This is a genomic window from Streptomyces hebeiensis (genome assembly GCF_052983195.1).
The window spans coordinates 4,000,300-4,016,470 of the sequence record NZ_CM129812.1 but is presented as its reverse complement, the minus strand read 5'-3'; the positions used below and the strand labels follow the sequence as shown (position 1 = coordinate 4,016,470).

9 protein-coding genes are annotated in these 16,171 nt (G+C 72.0%); 4 read left to right on the top strand and 5 right to left on the bottom strand.

The annotated features are described in order from the left end of the window. Positions 1-268: 268 nt before the first annotated feature. The gene (locus ACU6P3_RS17470; protein WP_447193128.1) at positions 269-2,338 is read right to left on the bottom strand and encodes a PhoX family protein; all 2,070 of its coding nucleotides are present in this window, start codon (positions 2,336-2,338) and stop codon (positions 269-271) included. A 330-nt stretch (positions 2,339-2,668) separates the two neighbouring features. Between ACU6P3_RS17470 and ACU6P3_RS17465 the strand changes: the two genes are divergently transcribed. Continuing rightward, complete coding sequence (locus ACU6P3_RS17465) at positions 2,669-4,642, top strand: VWA domain-containing protein (RefSeq protein WP_447193127.1); 1,974 nt, start codon at positions 2,669-2,671, stop codon at positions 4,640-4,642. 235 nt (positions 4,643-4,877) lie between these two features. On the opposite strand, the gene ACU6P3_RS17460 is transcribed toward ACU6P3_RS17465, so the two are convergent. Both ACU6P3_RS17460 and ACU6P3_RS17455 read right to left on the bottom strand, forming a co-directional pair. Continuing rightward, positions 4,878-6,131: a sensor histidine kinase gene (locus ACU6P3_RS17460; RefSeq protein ID WP_447197933.1), complete on the bottom strand. Its 1,254-nt coding sequence runs from the start codon at positions 6,129-6,131 to the stop codon at positions 4,878-4,880. Positions 6,132-6,181: 50 nt separating this feature from the next. Next, positions 6,182-6,835 (bottom strand): response regulator transcription factor, encoded by a 654-nt coding sequence (locus tag ACU6P3_RS17455; RefSeq protein ID WP_030744054.1) that lies wholly within the window; start codon positions 6,833-6,835, stop codon positions 6,182-6,184. A 239-nt stretch (positions 6,836-7,074) separates the two neighbouring features. Here ACU6P3_RS17455 and metG point away from each other — a divergent pair, with 239 nt between their 5' ends. Continuing rightward, a complete protein-coding gene (gene metG, locus ACU6P3_RS17450) occupies positions 7,075-8,814 on the top strand; it encodes a methionine--tRNA ligase (RefSeq protein WP_447193126.1) in 1,740 nt (579 codons plus the stop codon). Positions 8,815-9,274: 460 nt separating this feature from the next. Beyond that, complete coding sequence (locus tag ACU6P3_RS17445) at positions 9,275-9,949, top strand: DUF4232 domain-containing protein (RefSeq protein WP_447193125.1); 675 nt, start codon at positions 9,275-9,277, stop codon at positions 9,947-9,949. A 271-nt stretch (positions 9,950-10,220) separates the two neighbouring features. Here ACU6P3_RS17445 and ACU6P3_RS17440 read toward each other — a convergent pair whose 3' ends face one another. After that, positions 10,221-11,039, bottom strand: coding sequence for a L,D-transpeptidase family protein (locus tag ACU6P3_RS17440; RefSeq protein WP_447193124.1), 819 nt, complete (start codon positions 11,037-11,039; stop codon positions 10,221-10,223). A 484-nt stretch (positions 11,040-11,523) separates the two neighbouring features. Then, positions 11,524-13,296 carry an aspartate--tRNA ligase gene (gene aspS / locus ACU6P3_RS17435; protein WP_447193123.1) on the bottom strand — a complete coding sequence of 591 codons (1,773 nt, stop codon included), beginning with the start codon at positions 13,294-13,296 and terminating at the stop codon, positions 11,524-11,526. A gap of 114 nt (positions 13,297-13,410) precedes the next feature. Between aspS and ACU6P3_RS17430 the strand changes: the two genes are divergently transcribed. Next, positions 13,411-16,065: an ATP-binding SpoIIE family protein phosphatase gene (locus tag ACU6P3_RS17430; protein ID WP_447193122.1), complete on the top strand. Its 2,655-nt coding sequence runs from the start codon at positions 13,411-13,413 to the stop codon at positions 16,063-16,065. The last annotated feature ends 106 nt before the right edge of the window (positions 16,066-16,171 follow it).

The window sequence follows — 16,171 nt, the reverse complement described above, 5'->3', positions numbered from 1 at the left end:
GTAGACGGGCCCGCCCCCGAGCCCCGCCTGAATAAACCACCGTGCGGGGTGATGGCGGAGGCCGAGGGATGACGCGCTCTACGCGCCTCAGATGACGGAGCGGGGTGGCGCCGGTCCGAGACGGCGCCACCCCGAGTCACCGCGACCGACGCGGCGCCCGTCGCCCGGCCCGGCCCGGCCCGGCCGCAGGCGACAGCGGGGCCGTGAGACGGAGACGTGGACGAGCGGCGGTCAGCGGTCAGCAATCGACGGGGCGGTAACCGGGGGGTCAGACGCCGATGTCGCCGCCGTCCTTGCGCCAGACGGAGACCACCGACGGACGGACGATCCGGCCCGGTCCGTCGGGCCAGGTGCTGGCCGGCTTCTCGACCGACGCGCCGTCGATCTCGCCCGGGTGCTGCACGGCCACCAGCACCCGGCGGTCCTGGATCACCGGGCCACAGGTCTCCGCGCCGTTCGGCATGGTCAGGAACTGCTTCAGCTCACCGCGCCGCTCGCCCTGCGTCGCGACGCCGAACAGACCGTCGTGGTTGCCCAGCGCGTTGCCGTCCGTCGAGATCCACAGGTTGCCGTGCGGGTCGAAGGCGACGTTGTCCGGGCAGGAGATCGGGCTGACCTTGTCCTTCGGGAAGCCGGCGAAGTACGTGCCCGCGTCCTTCGGGTCGCCCGCGACGAGGAAGAGCCGCCACGCGAAGCGCTCGCTCGCCGGGTTGTCCCGGTTCTCGGCCAGCTCCAGGATGTGGCCGTGCTTGTTGGCGTTACGGGGGTTGGCCTCGTCGGCACCCGCCTTGCCGGACTTGCCGCGGTCGGTGTTGTTCGTCAGCGCCACGTACACCCGGCCCGTGCGCGGCGACGGCTCGACGTCCTCGGGACGGTCCATCTTGGTGGCGCCGACCTTGTCGCCCGCCAGCCGCGTGAAGACGTACACCTCCTCCGCGGTCATCCCGGGAACGTGCGAGACATCGCCCGTGGCGAGCGGGATCCACACGCCGGAGCCGTCGAACTCGCCGTCGCTCGGGAGCTTTCCGGTGCCGTCGATCTCGCCGGCCGGGCTGTCGCCGGTGAGCTTGGCGACGTACAGCGTGCCCTCGTCCAGCAGCGTCAGGTTGTGCTCGCGGGCGGCGCGGTCGTTGCCCTTCTTCATGCGCTTGGACGAGACGAACTTGTACAGGTAGTCGAAGCGCTCGTCGTCGCCCATGTAGACGACGGGCCGGCCGTCGGCGGTCAGGCGCGGCTGCGCGGCCTCGTGCTTGAAGCGGCCGAGGGCGGTGCGCTTGCGGGGCGTGGAGTCCGGGTCGTACGGGTCGAGTTCGACGACCCAGCCGAACCGGTGCGCCTCGTTGGGCTCCTGCTTCAGGTCGAAGCGCTTGTCGAACCGTTCCCACTTGCGCTCGCTGGCGCCCGTACCGATGCCGTAGCGGAGGTCCGTGGCGCTGGAACCGTTCGCGAAGTACTGGTTGAAGTTCTCCTCGCCGTGCAGCGTGGTGCCCCACGGGGTGGTGCCGCCGGCGCAGTTGTTGAGCGTGCCGTAGACCTTGGTGCCCGTACGGTCGGCGGAGGTGCGCAGCAGCGGGCCGCCGGCGGCCGGACCGGTGAGCCGGAACTCGCTGGTGACGGTGAGGCGCCGGTTGAGCTGGTGGCGGGTGACGGCGGTGAGCTTGCCGCTCCCGCGGTCCTCCTCGACCACGACGACGGAGAGGCCGTGGGCGGCCCAGGCGATCTCCACCTGCTCGCGGGTCGGCTTCTCGGGGTCGTACCCCTTGAACATGAGGACCTCGTCCGTGTACTCGTGGTTGGCCACGAGCACCTGGCGGCCGCGCTCGCCCTTGAGGGGCAGCAGGCTCAGGAAGTCGTTGTTGTAACCGAACTGGCCCGCCTGCGCCTTGGCGGACTGCTTGTCCGGGTCGAAGGCGGGGGCGCCGCGCAGGATGGGGTCGCCCCAGCGGATGACCACGTTCTGGGCGTAACCGGCGGGGATCGTCACGGTGTCGGCCGTGTTGGGGGCGACGGGCGTGAAGCGGAGGCCGCGGGCGCCGTCGGCCTTGGGGCCGGCCCCGGGGCCCTTGCCGAAGCCCGCGCCGGCGGCGGGGGCCGCCTCGGCCGGGGTGCCGCCGGGGCCGAGGGCGACCGCGCCGCCCGCGGCGGTGGCGACCGTCACGACGGCGGCGGCGCGCATCATCGAACGGCGGGAGAGCGCACCGGCGATGACATCGCCGACGTACTCGTTGTCGCTCTTGTTCGGGACCTCGTGGAAGCAGGCGTCACCACAGCGGTAACGACAGGTGAGGGCGGAACGACCGCCCGGGTGGGTGTTGAGCAGCGGCAGCAGGTTGCGCACGTACGCCTCCGGTGATGCGACAACTCGGCGCGCAACCGCGCCGACAGGCTGTCGGGATGTCTCGTCGGCGGCGACGCTAGGCGCGGAGGCCAGCAGGGCGGCGGCGCGAAGGTGAACGGCCGATGAATGCCGGGCGGCCGGGAGACCGTCGGGCGCAGGTGGGCGCGGGGGCTTGACAGATCGTGCACGGGCAGTGCCGGATTGCGTTCGCGTGGGGCTCCCCTGCCTGGAACACTTCCGGACGGCCGCTAACCTTACGTATCCGCCGTGGCCAGGGATGCGCTTCCCGGCGGCGGGGCACCGCACCCACCTCATCTGAAAGGCTCGCCCATGGGCATTCGGAGCTTGCTGCGCAAGGTGTTCGGACGCGACCGTGCGGAGGAGCACAGAGAGTCGGGGGCGTCGTCGGCCGGGGCTTCGGCCGGAACGCCGGGCGGGGCATCGGCCGCGGCGTCCGTACCGGCCCAGGACGGGGGCGAGGGCAAGGCCCCGGCCCCGGCCCCGGAACCGGCGGCGACCGCCGGGAAGACCGGAAAGACAGAGACGAAGAACGAGACGAAGAACGAGACGAAGACCGGTAAGACCGAGTCGACGGCCGGGACGACGGCCGGGACGACCGGTCCTTCCGAAGCGGACGCGGCCACGTCGGCCACCACTTCCACGGGATCTGCGGCATCTACCGGATCTACGGCATCCGAAGCGTCCGGGACATCGGAGAAGACCGAGGGCAAGCCGGAGTCGACAAGGGCGTCGGTGCCGCCGCCGGCCCGGAGGTCACCGGAGCCGGCCGGGGCGGCGGATCTGGTCGCGGCGGCGTTCGACCGGGCCCGGCCGTCCGGGGAAGCCGGCCGTACGGTCCCGTCGCAGGCCACCCCCGAGGACCGTACCGCCGACGAACCGCGGCCCCCGGCCGCCAAGGCGACGGTTCCGACGCAGGCATCGGCCCGGTCGCGGTCGACGTCGTCCGTGGAGAGGCCGGTTGAGGACGAACTCACGTCGTCCCCGCGCAACGATCCGCAGGCGGAGGCGGATCCGGTGGTACCGGCGGAGGGAACGGCGGACGGGGGCCGGGAACCCGGCGCCGATGCGTTGAACGCAACGGAAGACGCAAAAGCCGGAGCCGGAACGGAGACCGGCGTCGAGCCCCGGACCGAGCCCGAAGCGCCGGCCGGCCCGGAAGCGGTGACGGGAGCGACCGCCGGGCCCGCCGAACCGACGGAGCCCGCCGAACCGGCTGCCGCGAGCGGCACGGCGGCGACCGTGCCGGAACAGCGGGCGGAGAGCACGGCCGCGCCGGAGCCGGAGCAGAAGCCGGAGCCCGAGCAGAAGCCGGGACCGAAGCCGGAAGAGCAGTCGGAAGAGCGGCCGGAGCAGAAGCCGCGCCACGTGCCCGGGCCCGTTCCCGAGGCCGAGACCAGGCAGGTGGCCCGGAGCACGGCGGAGCCCGCGTCGGCCGACGTACCCGGGCCGAAGGCCGACACCACGGCCGAAACCCGGGCCGAAACCGCCACCGTGGCAGCCGCCCCGGAACCGGAAGCCGCTCCCGAACCCGAGCCCACGACCACCGCCGCCACCACGGAGCCCACGGAATCCACCGGCAGCGCCGGTAAACCCGCCTTCTCCCTCGCCCGGCTCAAGACCCGCGCCCCCGAACTCGCCGAGCACTACAAGGCCGCCGGGGCCGCGCTGCGCAAGCGAGGGCTCGGCGGCGCGCGGGCCACGGTGTACCTGGTGCTCGACCGGTCCGCGTCCATGCGGCCGTTCTACAAGGACGGCAGCGTCCAGCACCTCGGCGAGCGGGCGCTCGCGCTCGCCGCGCACCTGGACGCCGGGGCCACCGTCCACCTCGTCTTCTTCTCCACCGAGATCGACGGGACCGGCGAACTCGAGCTCACCGAGTACGAAGGGAAGATCAACGAGCTGCACGACTCCCTCGGCCGCATGGGCCGTACGAACTACCACCTCGCCGTCGACGAGGTGGTCGCCCTCCACGAGAAGGCCGGCCGCCCGGGACCCGCGCTGGTGATCTTCCAGACGGACGGGGCCCCGAGCGCCGTACGGGTCACGGAACAGGCCCTCGCCCGCGCCGCCGGGGCGCCGCTGTTCTGGCAGTTCGTGGCGTTCGGCGACCCGGACGCGAAGGACTTCAACTTCGTACGCAGGCTCGGCGCCGACCCGAACGCCCCGCACGTCGGCTTCAGCCACGCGGGCCCCGCCCCGCGTGCGCTCGGCGACGCCGAGTTCTACCGCGATCTGCTCGCCGCCTGGCAGCCGGACGGGACGGCGCCCGCGAGCGCCGAGTGAGTCCTGGCGTCGGCCGCCGGTCGCAACGCGCCGGCCGTTGACCCACAACCGATCGAAGCGGCGGGCGGATGCCGACCAGGCGTCCGCCCGCCGCCGTGTCACGCGGGCCCCGTTCGTCACGTCAGGCGCGTCACGCCACACGCGCCCCGCCCCGTTCGTCACGTCAGACGCGTCACGCCACGCGCGTCACGTCAACGAAGCGCGGCCCCGCAACCGCTGCCCGGCAACTGCCCGGCTACCTCCGCTCAGCGGGATCCCGCCCACCCGCACCCGCGTCGTGAACGTCAACGACGTCCCCCGTAGCCGGATCCGCTTCCGCGACCGGCAGCCGTACGGTCACCACCAGCCCGCCGCCCTCGCCCCCCGGCTCCGCCTCGACCGTCCCCCCGTGCGCCTTGGCGATCGAGCGGACGATGGAGAGCCCGAGGCCGGCACCCCGGCCCATGCGGTCCCGGCCCTCGCCCCGCCGGAACGGTTCGAACAGCGCGGGCACGTCCTCCTCCGCCACCACCGGACCGGTGTTGCGGACCACCAGCTCCGCGCCCCTGACCCGGATGTCCACGCTGCCGCCGGGCACGTTGTACGTCACCGCGTTGACCAGCAGGTTGCCCACCATCTGGCCGAGCAGCAGCCGGTTACCCCGTACGCGCTCCGCGTCCGTCACCACCACCGACCGGTCCAGCCGGTGCCGGGCGGCCTCCTCCGCGACCGCCTCGCCGAGGTCGATCAGCTCCTTGTCCTGCACCTCGCGCTCGCTGCGCGCCAGGACCAGCAGCCCCTCGATCAGCTGCTCGCTGCGCCGGTTGTTGTCGAGGAGGGTCTTCTTCGTACGGGCCAGCTCCTCCGCCGTACAGCCCTCGTCGAGTCCGACCTGGATCGCGGTGCGCTGGGTCGCCAAGGGGGTGCGCAGCTCGTGCGAGGCGTTCGCGATGAACCGGCGCTGGCTGTCGAACGCCTTCTGGAGCCGCGCCAGCAGCGCGTCCAGCGTGTCGCCGAGTTCCTTCAGCTCGTCGTCCGGGCCGTTCGCCCCGATCCGCTCGTGGAGGTTGCGCTCCGAGAGCCGCCGGGCCTGCGCGGTCATGGCGTGCACCGGGCGCAGCACGCGGCCGGCCGTCCACCAGCCGACCCCCACCGCGCACGCCGCCATCACCACGAGCGCGGCGACGGACCAGAACAGCATCTCGTCGGAGGCGACGTCCGTGACGGTGTCGGTGAGCTGGTAGGCGGTGACCGGCGCGATCTGCTGTTCGCTGATCAGGCCGGGTACGGACGTGTACGGCGGCGTGGGAGCCACCTGCACCGGCGTCACCCGGCCGGCGATCTCGTCGGCCTCGGTCTGCGTACTGGCGATGGAGAGCAGGTTGACGATCGTGAGCAGACAGCCGCCGAGAACCAGGAAGACCCAGCCGTAGATCAGCGCGACCCGGGTGCGGATGGTGGTGGAACGGGCGCCGAGGGAGACGGCTCCGCGCAGCCGGAGGGCCCGTATCCGGGGGCGGGGCCGGCGCCCGGATGAGGTCTTCGTACCGCTGCCGCTGCTCACAGCGTGTATCCCACCCCCTGCACGGTACGGATCAGCGGCGGGTCCCCCAGCTTGGACCGCAGCTTGCTCAGGCAGACCCGTACCGCGCCCGTGAAGGGATCCGCGTGCGCGTCCCAGGCGCGCTCCAGCAGTTCCTCGGCCGAGACCGGCGCCCCGTCCGCCTCCAGCAGGATCTGGAGCACGGAGAACTCCTTGGGCGACAGGTCCAGCTCACGGCCGTCCCGCGTCGCCGTCCGCCGTACGGAGTCCAGCCGTACCCCGTGCCGCTCCAGCTGCGGCGGTACGGGCCGGGCGCTGCGCCGCCGCAGGGCGCGCACCCGCGACACCAGCTCGGGGAAGTCGAACGGCTTGCCCAGGTAGTCGTCGGCGCCCAGATCGAGCCCTTCGACGCGGTCCTCCATGGACACGGACGCGGTGAGCATGAGGATGCGGGTGCGGGAGGCGTCGGCGACGAGCTTGCGCGCGACGTCGTCGCCGTGCACGCGCGGGAGGTCGCGATCGAGCACGACGACGTCGTAGTCGTGCAGGCCCAGGTAGGCGAGCGCCGCGTCCCCGCTGTACACGGTGTCGACAGCGAACCCCGCGCGCCGCAGCCCGGTGGCCACCAACTCCGCCAGGACCTCCTCGTCCTCGGCGACCAGTACCCGCATGCTCCCGTCCCCTGTCCCGTTGCCCGCCCCGACTCGTTCCGCCCCGGCCCCGTCCGCCTCGTACATGATGCCCTTTCCCTCCCAGGATGGGCCTGGGATCGGCCTGTCTACCGCAATGGGGGTTTCGCAAAGCTCTCCCCCCGTAAACGTGGGCGACTCGCCGCAAGAGGCTCGGATACGATATTGACATTCCGTAGACCGATCGGTCACCCCGTGTAGCGAATTGGGAGCAGCCTGCAATGGCTCGACACCTCATCACCAGCGCCCTTCCGTACATCAACGGGATCAAGCACCTGGGCAACATGGTGGGGTCCATGCTCCCGGCGGACGTGTACGCGCGGTATCTGCGCCAGCGCGGCCACGAGGTCCTGTACATCTGTGCCACCGACGAGCACGGCACCCCTGCCGAGCTCGCCGCCAAGGAGGCGGGCGTGCCGGTGGACGCGTTCTGCGCCGAGCAGCACGACGCGCAGAAGGCCATCTACGACGGATTCGAGCTCGCGTTCGACTACTTCGGGCGCAGCTCCTCCGCCGAGAACCGCGACATCACCCAGCACTTCGCGCGCCGGCTCAAGGAGAACGGTTTCATCGAGGAGCGGGCGATCCGCCAGGTCTTCTCGATCGCCGACGACCGCTTCCTGCCGGACCGCTACATCGTCGGCACGTGCCCGCACTGCGGTTACGACAAGGCCCGCGGCGACCAGTGCGAGAACTGCACGCGCGTGCTGGACCCCACGGACCTGATCGAGCCGCGCTCCGCGATCAGCGGCAGCAGCGATCTGGAGGTCCGCGAGACCAAGCACCTCTTCCTCCTCCAGTCGAAGCTGGCGGGCGAGGTCGAGCGCTGGATCGACGCGACGAGCGAGGAGTGGCCGCAGCTCGCCTCCTCCATCGCCCGCAAGTGGCTGACCGAGGGGCTGCACGACCGGGCGATCACCCGTGACCTGGACTGGGGCGTGCCGGTCCCGGCGGACACCTGGCCGGACCTGGCGGCCGAGGGCAAGGTCTTCTACGTCTGGTTCGACGCGCCGGTCGAGTACATCGGCGCGACGAAGGAGTGGGCGGACGCCGCGCCGGACACCGGCACGGAGAACCGTGACTGGAAGTCGTGGTGGTACGACGCCGACGACACGGTCCGCTACACCGAGTTCATGGCCAAGGACAATGTCCCGTTCCACACGGTGATGTTCCCCGCCACCCAGCTCGGTACCCGCGAGCCGTGGAAGAAGGTCGACTACGTCAAGGCGTTCAACTGGCTGAACTACTACGGCGGGAAGTTCTCCACGTCCCAGAAGCGGGGCATCTTCACGGACGCCGCGCTGGAGCTGCTGCCGGCCGACTACTGGCGCTACTTCCTGATGGCGAACGCGCCGGAGTCCGACGACACCTCCTTCTCCTGGGAGCACTTCACGGCGACGGTCAACAAGGACCTCGCCGACACCCTCGGCAACTTCGTCAACCGCGTGCTGTCCTTCTCGCGCAAGCGCTTCGGCGACGCCGTACCGGCGGGCAGTGCGGCCGGACCGGCGGAGGCGCGGCTGGGCGAGGAGATCGCGCGGCTGCTCGCGGAGTACGAGGGCCACATGGAGGCGCTCCAGTTCCGCAAGGCGGCGGCGGCGCTGCGCGCGCTGTGGTCGGCGGGCAACTCCTACCTGGAGGAGAAGGCCCCCTGGCTGGAGATCAAGACCGACGAGGAGGGCGCCGCGCTGACCCTCCGTACGGCGATGAACCTGATCCATCTCTACGCGGTGGTCTCCGAGCCGTTCATCCCGGCGTCCGCGAGGGCGATGCGCTCGGCGTTCGCGCTGGCCGACGACACGGCGGCCTGGGTGTCGGCGGAGGAGGCGAAGGCGCTGGCGTCGGTCCCGGCGGGTACGGCGTTCACGGTGCCCCCGGTGCTGTTCGCGAAGATCACGGACGAGGAACTGGCCGCGTACCGCGAGCGCTTCGGCGGCGAGGGCGAGGAGCCGGCCGCGTAGGGCGGGCACTTCGGGCAGAGGGCATGGCGAGAGGGGCCCGGGACCGGTCTGCGCGACCGGCCCCGGGCCCCTCTGCCGTGCGGATCGCGGACGCCGTGGCAGCCGGGGAGGGTTGAGGTTGAGGAGGGCATGCCACCGGTCAAGATCCGCCGGGTTACGGGTCTGTCCCGGCGGGCGGTGACCGCGAGCAGGTCCGGAACGGTGGCGGGGACCACCGTCCCGGCCCGCCGGCGACGTACTCCTGGGCGGTGTGGCGCACCGTGTCCGGTCCCCTTGTGCCGGCGCCGGAGGGCGGTGGTGGCGCGCGTTTTGCCTGGCTGTGCGTGTAACAGGGGCGTATTAGGGGGCGGTTGCGCGGAACGGCTCACCGGGCCGGGCGGGTCCTGGTGTTCAGAAACGCTCGCTCGTACCGACTCGTACCGAGCAGCCCGCAGCCCCCATTGATACTGAGGAAGAAACGATGCGCGTTCACAAGCTCACCTTCGCCGCCCTGGCCGTTGTCGCGGGTCTCTCGCTCACCGCCTGCCAGACCGACGACGGCACGACGCAGAGCGCCCCGTCGTCCGCGTCCGCCGGGTCTTCCTCGGACGGCAGTTCCGGCTCGGGCGGTTCGGACCAGGACGCCGCGAAGGACTCCACCGGGGAGAACGCCGGCGATCAGGGCGCGGTCGCGGGGGCCGGGTCCGACTCCGGCAAGAACGGCGAGATCGGCATGTGCCTCACCGACGAACTGGACATCACGGCGACGGACAGCACCATCGACGGCGACGGCGAGGGCACCGTCGCGGTGGAACTGAGGAACGGCGGCGAGCAGGACTGCACGCTGTCCGCCTACGCCGGCGTCGACCTGAAGACCAACACGGGAACGATCTCCGCCGAGCGCACCGGCCAGGAGACAGCGGACTCGTCCATCCTCAAGCCCGGCGAGTCGACGTTCTTCGGCGTCACCTACCCGCTCAACGACACCGGCGGCTCCGGCGTCCGCATCACCGCCCTCGTCGTGACCCCGCCGGACGAGACCAAGTCCTTCCAGCTCGAGTGGCCGGGCGCCGCCTCGCTGCCCGTCACCGACGGCTCCGGCTCCCCGGTGAAGGTCGGCCCGATGGGAAGCGCCGGCCAGGGCGGTGCGAACTGATCCTCGGATGCCCTGATCAGCACATCGCCCTATGTGCACTTCGTCGGAGAACAGGTTTTCCGGACCAGGGAACAAGCTGTTCAACGGTTCAGCGGACCAACCGCCAGCAGGCCGGGCGGACCAGCCGATCGACTGACCAACCGATCGGCGGACCAACAGGCCAAACGCTCAACGGACCGTCCCATCAGTCCCATCAGTCCGATCACCGGATCGGCGACCATCAGATGGTCCGACCGTCACGTGGTCCGACCATCGCGGCGCGCTCGCCCGCTCACCGGCCGAGCGCGTTCCAGTCCCCCATCACCACCACCGGCCGCTTCGCCGGGTCGAGCAGCCGCAGCAGTTCCCTCATCCGCTCGCGCGGCAGCGAGACACAGCCCTGGGTCGCGCCTCCGTGGTCCACATGGAGCCAGATGCCCCCGCCCTTCTCCGCGCCGAGCGGCCGGGTCCAGTCGAGCGGGGTGGTACCGGGCTTCCGGTTGTAGTTGATGGCGACGACATAGTCGAAGGACCCCGCCAGCGGCTCCCCCTGCGCCCCGGTGCCGGTCGCCGTGAAGGCGGGCCCCCGGTCGTACGGGAGCTTCGTACCGGGATCTGCGAGCTTGCCACCCGCGTCCGTGAGCCCGAACACCCCGATGGGGCTGCGCAGGTCGCCCACCCGGTGGTCGTCGGTCCAGCCGCGCACGGCGTTGTGGGCGGGCCACTCGTCGGAGGCGGGCTGCCAGCCGGTGACAGGGTCACGCTCGTAGACCCGGACGGCGGACCGGTCGGAGTCCCGGTCGGCGCCGGTCACCACCACGGCCTGGGAACTCTTCGACGGGATCGCGGCGCGGGTCGCCGCGCCGAGGCCGGGGATCTCCTCGGGTTCGAGTGCGCGCGGTGCCATCACGAGCGGACTGGGGCCCCCGCTCACGGCGTGCCCCGCGTTGTCCACCTGGTCGGAGGCGTCGGACCGGCCCGGGGCGTCGGCGGAACCGGCCGTACCCGCACAGCCGGTGACGAGCAGTCCGACGGCCAGCAGCCCCGCGGTCAGCAACAGGCCCCCGACCGGCCGGGGCGGGTGTACGGGACGAGGGGAGCGGTCGGGCATGTGCGGCCTCTTTCGTATCTCGTCGTCGCATCGCCTGTCCATGACATCCGGAACAGGTTCCGCCCCGTACCGAAGCCTGCGCCGCCGGTCATCGTACGGACATCCCCGACGGCCCCCGGCGCGTCGTCACCATCACCTGAACGACCGTCTTGCCGATTCGGGCACCGTTCAACGTGCCGTGAGACACCTCGATGAGGCGGACGTCTCGGCGCAAGGGGCCGGGGGCCGCACTCCGTACGGCCCCCGGCCCCTCACACTCGCTCCCTAGTGCCCCTCCCGGCAACGTTTGCCCCGTCGCGACGCCCGGCACGCGCGCTCGCCGCGTTGGCCAAAAGCCCAGGTAGCTCCGCTACATGGACTTCTGACCGCCTTGCGATCACACGCACCGGACGCCGCTCCTTGACGGGCAAACCTTGCCGGTCGCGGCACTAGCCGGCACGCACCGCGCGGCTCGTCCCGCGCGCACCGCGCGGCTGATGCCTCGTCAGTCCCCCGGCTTCGCCACCGGCTTGCGCAGCGCGATGTTCAGCTCCCGCAGCCGGCTCTCCGCCAGCTCCGTGGGCGCGCCCATCATCAGGTCCTGCGCGTTGCCGTTCAGCGGGAAGGCGATCGTCTCCCGGATGTTCGGCTCGTCCGCCAGCAGCATGACGATACGGTCCACGCCCGGCGCGATGCCGCCGTGCGGCGGGGCGCCGAGCCGGAAGGCGCGGAGCATGCCCGCGAACTCGTGCTCCACGGTCTCCCGGTCGTAGCCCGCGATCTCGAACGCCTTGAGCATCAGCTCCGGCTTGTGGTTACGGATCGCGCCCGACGACAGCTCGATCCCGTTGCAGACGATGTCGTACTGCCACGCCAGGACGTCCAGCGGGTCCTGGGTCTGAAGGGCCTCCAGGCCGCCCTGCGGCATCGAGAACGGGTTGTGCGAGAAGTCGATCTTCCCGGTGTCCTCGTCCTTCTCGTACATCGGGAAGTCGACGATCCAGCAGAACCGGAAGACGCCCTCCTCGAAGTGCCCGGCGCGCTTCGCGGCCTCGACCCGCACCGCGCTCATGATCTTCGAGACCTCGTCGAACTCGCCCGCGCCGAAGAAGACCGCGTGGCCGGGGACCAGGGACAGCCGCTCGGTGAGGACCTTGACGTTCTCCTCGGTGAGGAACTTGGCGATCGGGCCGCTCAGCGCGCCGTCCTCGCCGACCCGCACCCAGGCCAGCCCCTTCGCGCCCTGCTCGACGGCGTACTCACCGAGCCCGTCGAAGAACTTGCGCGACTGGCCCGCCGTGTCCGGCACCGGCAGCGCGCGCACGTGCTTGCCCGCGAACGCCTTGAACTCGGAGCCCTCGAAGACGTCCGAGATGTCCACCAGCTCCAGCCGGGCGCGCAGGTCCGGCTTGTCGTTGCCGTACTTGAGCATGGACTCCCGGTACGGGATCCGCGGGAACGGCGAGGTGACATGGCGGCCGCCGCCGAACTCCTCGAACAGCTCCGTCATCAGCTTCTCGATCGGCCGGAAGACGTCCTCCTGCTCGACGAAGCTCATCTCGACGTCGAGCTGGTAGAACTCGCCGGGCGAGCGGTCGGCGCGGGCGTCCTCGTCGCGGAAGCACGGGGCGATCTGGAAGTAGCGGTCGAAGCCCGAGATCATCAGCAGCTGCTTGAACTGCTGCGGGGCCTGCGGCAGCGCGTAGAACTTGCCGGGGTTCAGCCGCGAGGGCACCACGAAGTCACGAGCGCCCTCGGGAGAGGTCGCGGTGAGGATCGGGGTCGCCATCTCGTTGAAGCCGAGCGCGGTCATCTTGTGCCGGATGGCGGAGATGACGGCCGTGCGCAGCATGATGTTGCGGTGCATGCGCTCGCGGCGCAGGTCGAGGAAGCGGTACTCCAGGCGGCGCTCCTCGTTGACGCCGTCCTCGGTGTTGATCGTGAACGGCAGCGGGCCCGCCGAGCCGAGGATCTCGACCTCCGAGACCTCGATCTCGATCTCGCCGGTGGGCAGCTCCGGGTTGACGTTCTCCGCACCGCGCGCGGAGACCGTGCCGTCGACGCGGACGACGGTCTCCTTGGTGAGCTTGGACAGCTCCTCGTTCGCGGGGGTGCCGGGGCGGGCGACCAGCTGGACCAGACCGTAGTGGTCCCGCAGATCGATGAAGAGGATGCCGCCCAGGTCTCGGCGATTGTGCAGCCAGCCGCTCAGTCGGACGTCGGTGCCGACGTCAGAGGCGCGGAGCTCGCCGCAGGTGTGGGACCTGTACCGATGCATCGTCGTTCATCCAGTCTTAGCAAGTCGGGAGGGGCCGGAAGATACAAGGCTACCGCCCGGGTGACGGGGCACCCTCGGTGGCAATGCATGCACACATCTTCATAAAGTGGGGCAATGCGCACCGAGGATCTCCTGGCCGCCATCGCAACGGGACTGTGGCGGTGGGACACCGTGTCCAGGACGGTCACCCTCGACGCGGAGGCGGCCCGCCTGCTCGGGCTGCCCGCGGAGCCCGCCGTCCTGTCCGAGAGCGAGGCCCGCGCCCGCTTCCACCCCGTCGACTGGAACGAGGTCGACGGCATCGTGCACCTCGCCATCGCCGAGGAGACCCTCGCCGAGGCCCGGCTGCGGATCATGGACGGGAACGGCCGGGTGCTGCGGACGGTACGGTCCCGGGCCAAGCCGGTCGTCACCTCCCACGAGGACGGGCGGCGCGACTTCGTCATGTACGGCACGGTCCAGGAGGTCGCCGAGCCCCAGCCGGGGAGGACGGTGGGGGGCGGGCCGGTCACCGGCGACTGGCGCCGCTCGCGCGAGGCGTTCCTGCTGGACGCGGGGCGGGCACTGGCCGAGGCGCGGTCCACGGAGGAGGTGCTGCGGGTCGCCGCGTCGCTGTCGATGCCGGGCTTCTCGCCGGACGGGCTGGCGGTCTTCAGCGTCACGGCCCTCCCAGGGCCGCCGGGTACGACGGGCGCGGCAGGCACGGTGGATGCGACGGGCGCGGCAGGGGCGACGGGTGAGGCAGACGCGGCAGGTGCGAGAGGCACGGCAGGTGCGTCCGAAGGCTCGGGCGGCCCGAGCGGCCCGGGTGCCCCGGACGGCCCGGGCGCCACGAGAGCCCCGGGCCCGGCAGCGAACACCGCGTCCGCCGGACGGCTCACCATCATCGGGCACCACGGGCACACGGCCGACGACGTGGTGCCGTTCCAGGAGATGACGCTCGACTCCGACTATCCGGCGGCCGAGGTGGTACGGACCGGGCGGGCCGTCTATCTGCCCACGCCGGAGTCGTACCGCGCCCGCTATCCCTCCACCTGGCATTACGTCCAGCGCTTCGAACGCCGCTCCTGGGCCTTCCTCCCGCTCGTCGTGGCGGGCCGCACGCTCGGCACCTGGATGGCCGCCTTCAAGCACCGGGTCGCCTTCTCCCCCGACGAGCGGTCCGTCCTGACGACGGTGGCACGGATGCTGGCGCAGGCCCTGGACCGCGCCGGGACCGTCGAGTCCGAGCGCGAGCTGTCCCTGGGCCTCCAGCGCTCGATGATGCCCACGCTCGGTCTCCAGGTGCCGGGGATGACGGTGGTGGCGCGGTACGTGCCGACCGGCGGCGGCCTCCAGGTCGGCGGCGACTGGTACGACATGATCCCGCTGCCGGGCGGCCGGTCCGGGGCGGGCGGCCGGTCCGGGGCGGAGGGTCGCCCGGGCCGGTTCGCGCTGGTCATCGGGGACGTACAGGGGCATGACGTACGGGCGGCGGGCCTGATGGGGCAGTTGCGGACCGCGCTGCGGGCGTACGCCTCGGAGGGCCACCGGCCGGACGCCGTCCTCGCACGCGCCTCGCGTTTCCTGGTCGGGCTCCAGGAGTACCCGGCGCAGGCGGTTCCGGGCGGCCGGGACGCCGGCGCGGGCACCGCTCGTACGGGAGCCGTCGGCGGAGGCGGGGCCGGGGCCGGGAGCGGGGCCGGCGGCGTGACCGACCTGACCGACGAGGAGTACATCGTCTCCGGCCCGCGCTTCGCGACCTGCCTCTACCTGGAGGTGGACCCGGAGACCGGGGTCATCGAGATCGCCCGCGCCGGTCATCCCGACCCGGTGATCCGTACGGCGGACGGGATGGCGGTCGTACGGGAGACCGCGGGCGGACTGCCGCTCGGCATCGAGGAGGACTCCGACTACCCGACGACCCGGCTCGTGCTGGACCCGGGCGAGACGCTCATGCTGTGCACGGACGGCCTGATCGAGACGGGCGGGCACGACCTGGCGACCGGCTGGGCCCGGCTGCGGCCGGTCCTGGAGGCGGCCGGCGGGACCGGCGAGGCCGCGCTGGAGAAGCTCGCCGACGACCTGGTCCAGGCGGTGCACGGCCCGGCCTCGCACTACACGACCGGGCCGCTGCCGGACCGCCGCGAGGACGACGTCGCCCTGCTGCTGCTCGGCAGGGACCTGCCGGAGGGCCGTACGGGCGCGGGGGCGGCGTTCGACGGCACGGCCCTCGGCGCGGGTACGGGCACGGGCACGGCTGATACGGGGGCCGGGCGGGCTCCCGCACCGCCGCGCCGTATCGCGCTGACCGTCGCCCAGGCCGAGCCGGAGCGGATCGCGGACGCCCGCCGGCAGCTGTGCATGCTGCTGCACGACTGGGAGAACGCGGAGCAGCTCGACGCGGCCGAGCTGATGGTCTCCGAGATGGCGACGAACGTCCTGGTGCACACCGACGGGGACGCGCTGCTGTACGCGGAGGTGAGAGGCGCGCGGGGGGAGCGGCGGCTACGGGTCGAGGTCGCCGACACCAGCGACGAACTGCCGCACGTGCGCACCCCGGGCGAGCTGGCGTCCGGCGGGCGGGGACTGGTGCTGCTGGGGATGCTGGCGGACGCGTGGGGGGTGGATCCGCGCGGGGAGGGCAAGTCGATCTGGTTCGAACTCCACGAGCGCGAGGAGGGCGAGGAGAGGGAGAAGGGCGAGGAGGGGGCGGGGGCCCCGGAATCCCGGCCGGCCCGGCCCGGAGCGCCGCCGGAGCCGCCCGGGCCGACGCCGGGACCGGGATAGCCGGGACCACCGGACCCCGTACCGGGGTGGCCAAAGCCGGCGTCGGTCCCCGTACCGGGGTGGCCGGGACCACCGGAGCCTGTACCGGAGTGACCAATACCCCCGG

Bases quoted from the DNA above. Each gene is read 5' to 3' on its own strand.
- ACU6P3_RS17445 (WP_447193125.1), top strand. From the start codon at position 9,275: ATGCGCGTTCACAAGCTCACCTTCGCCGCCCTGGCCGTTGTCGCGGGT.
- metG (WP_447193126.1), top strand. From the start codon at position 7,075: ATGGCTCGACACCTCATCACCAGCGCCCTTCCGTACATCAACGGGATC.
- aspS (WP_447193123.1), bottom strand. From the start codon at position 13,296: ATGCATCGGTACAGGTCCCACACCTGCGGCGAGCTCCGCGCCTCTGAC.
- ACU6P3_RS17455 (WP_030744054.1), bottom strand. From the start codon at position 6,835: ATGCGGGTACTGGTCGCCGAGGACGAGGAGGTCCTGGCGGAGTTGGTG.
- ACU6P3_RS17440 (WP_447193124.1), bottom strand. From the start codon at position 11,039: ATGCCCGACCGCTCCCCTCGTCCCGTACACCCGCCCCGGCCGGTCGGG.
- ACU6P3_RS17430 (WP_447193122.1), top strand. From the start codon at position 13,411: ATGCGCACCGAGGATCTCCTGGCCGCCATCGCAACGGGACTGTGGCGG.
- ACU6P3_RS17465 (WP_447193127.1), top strand. From the start codon at position 2,669: ATGGGCATTCGGAGCTTGCTGCGCAAGGTGTTCGGACGCGACCGTGCG.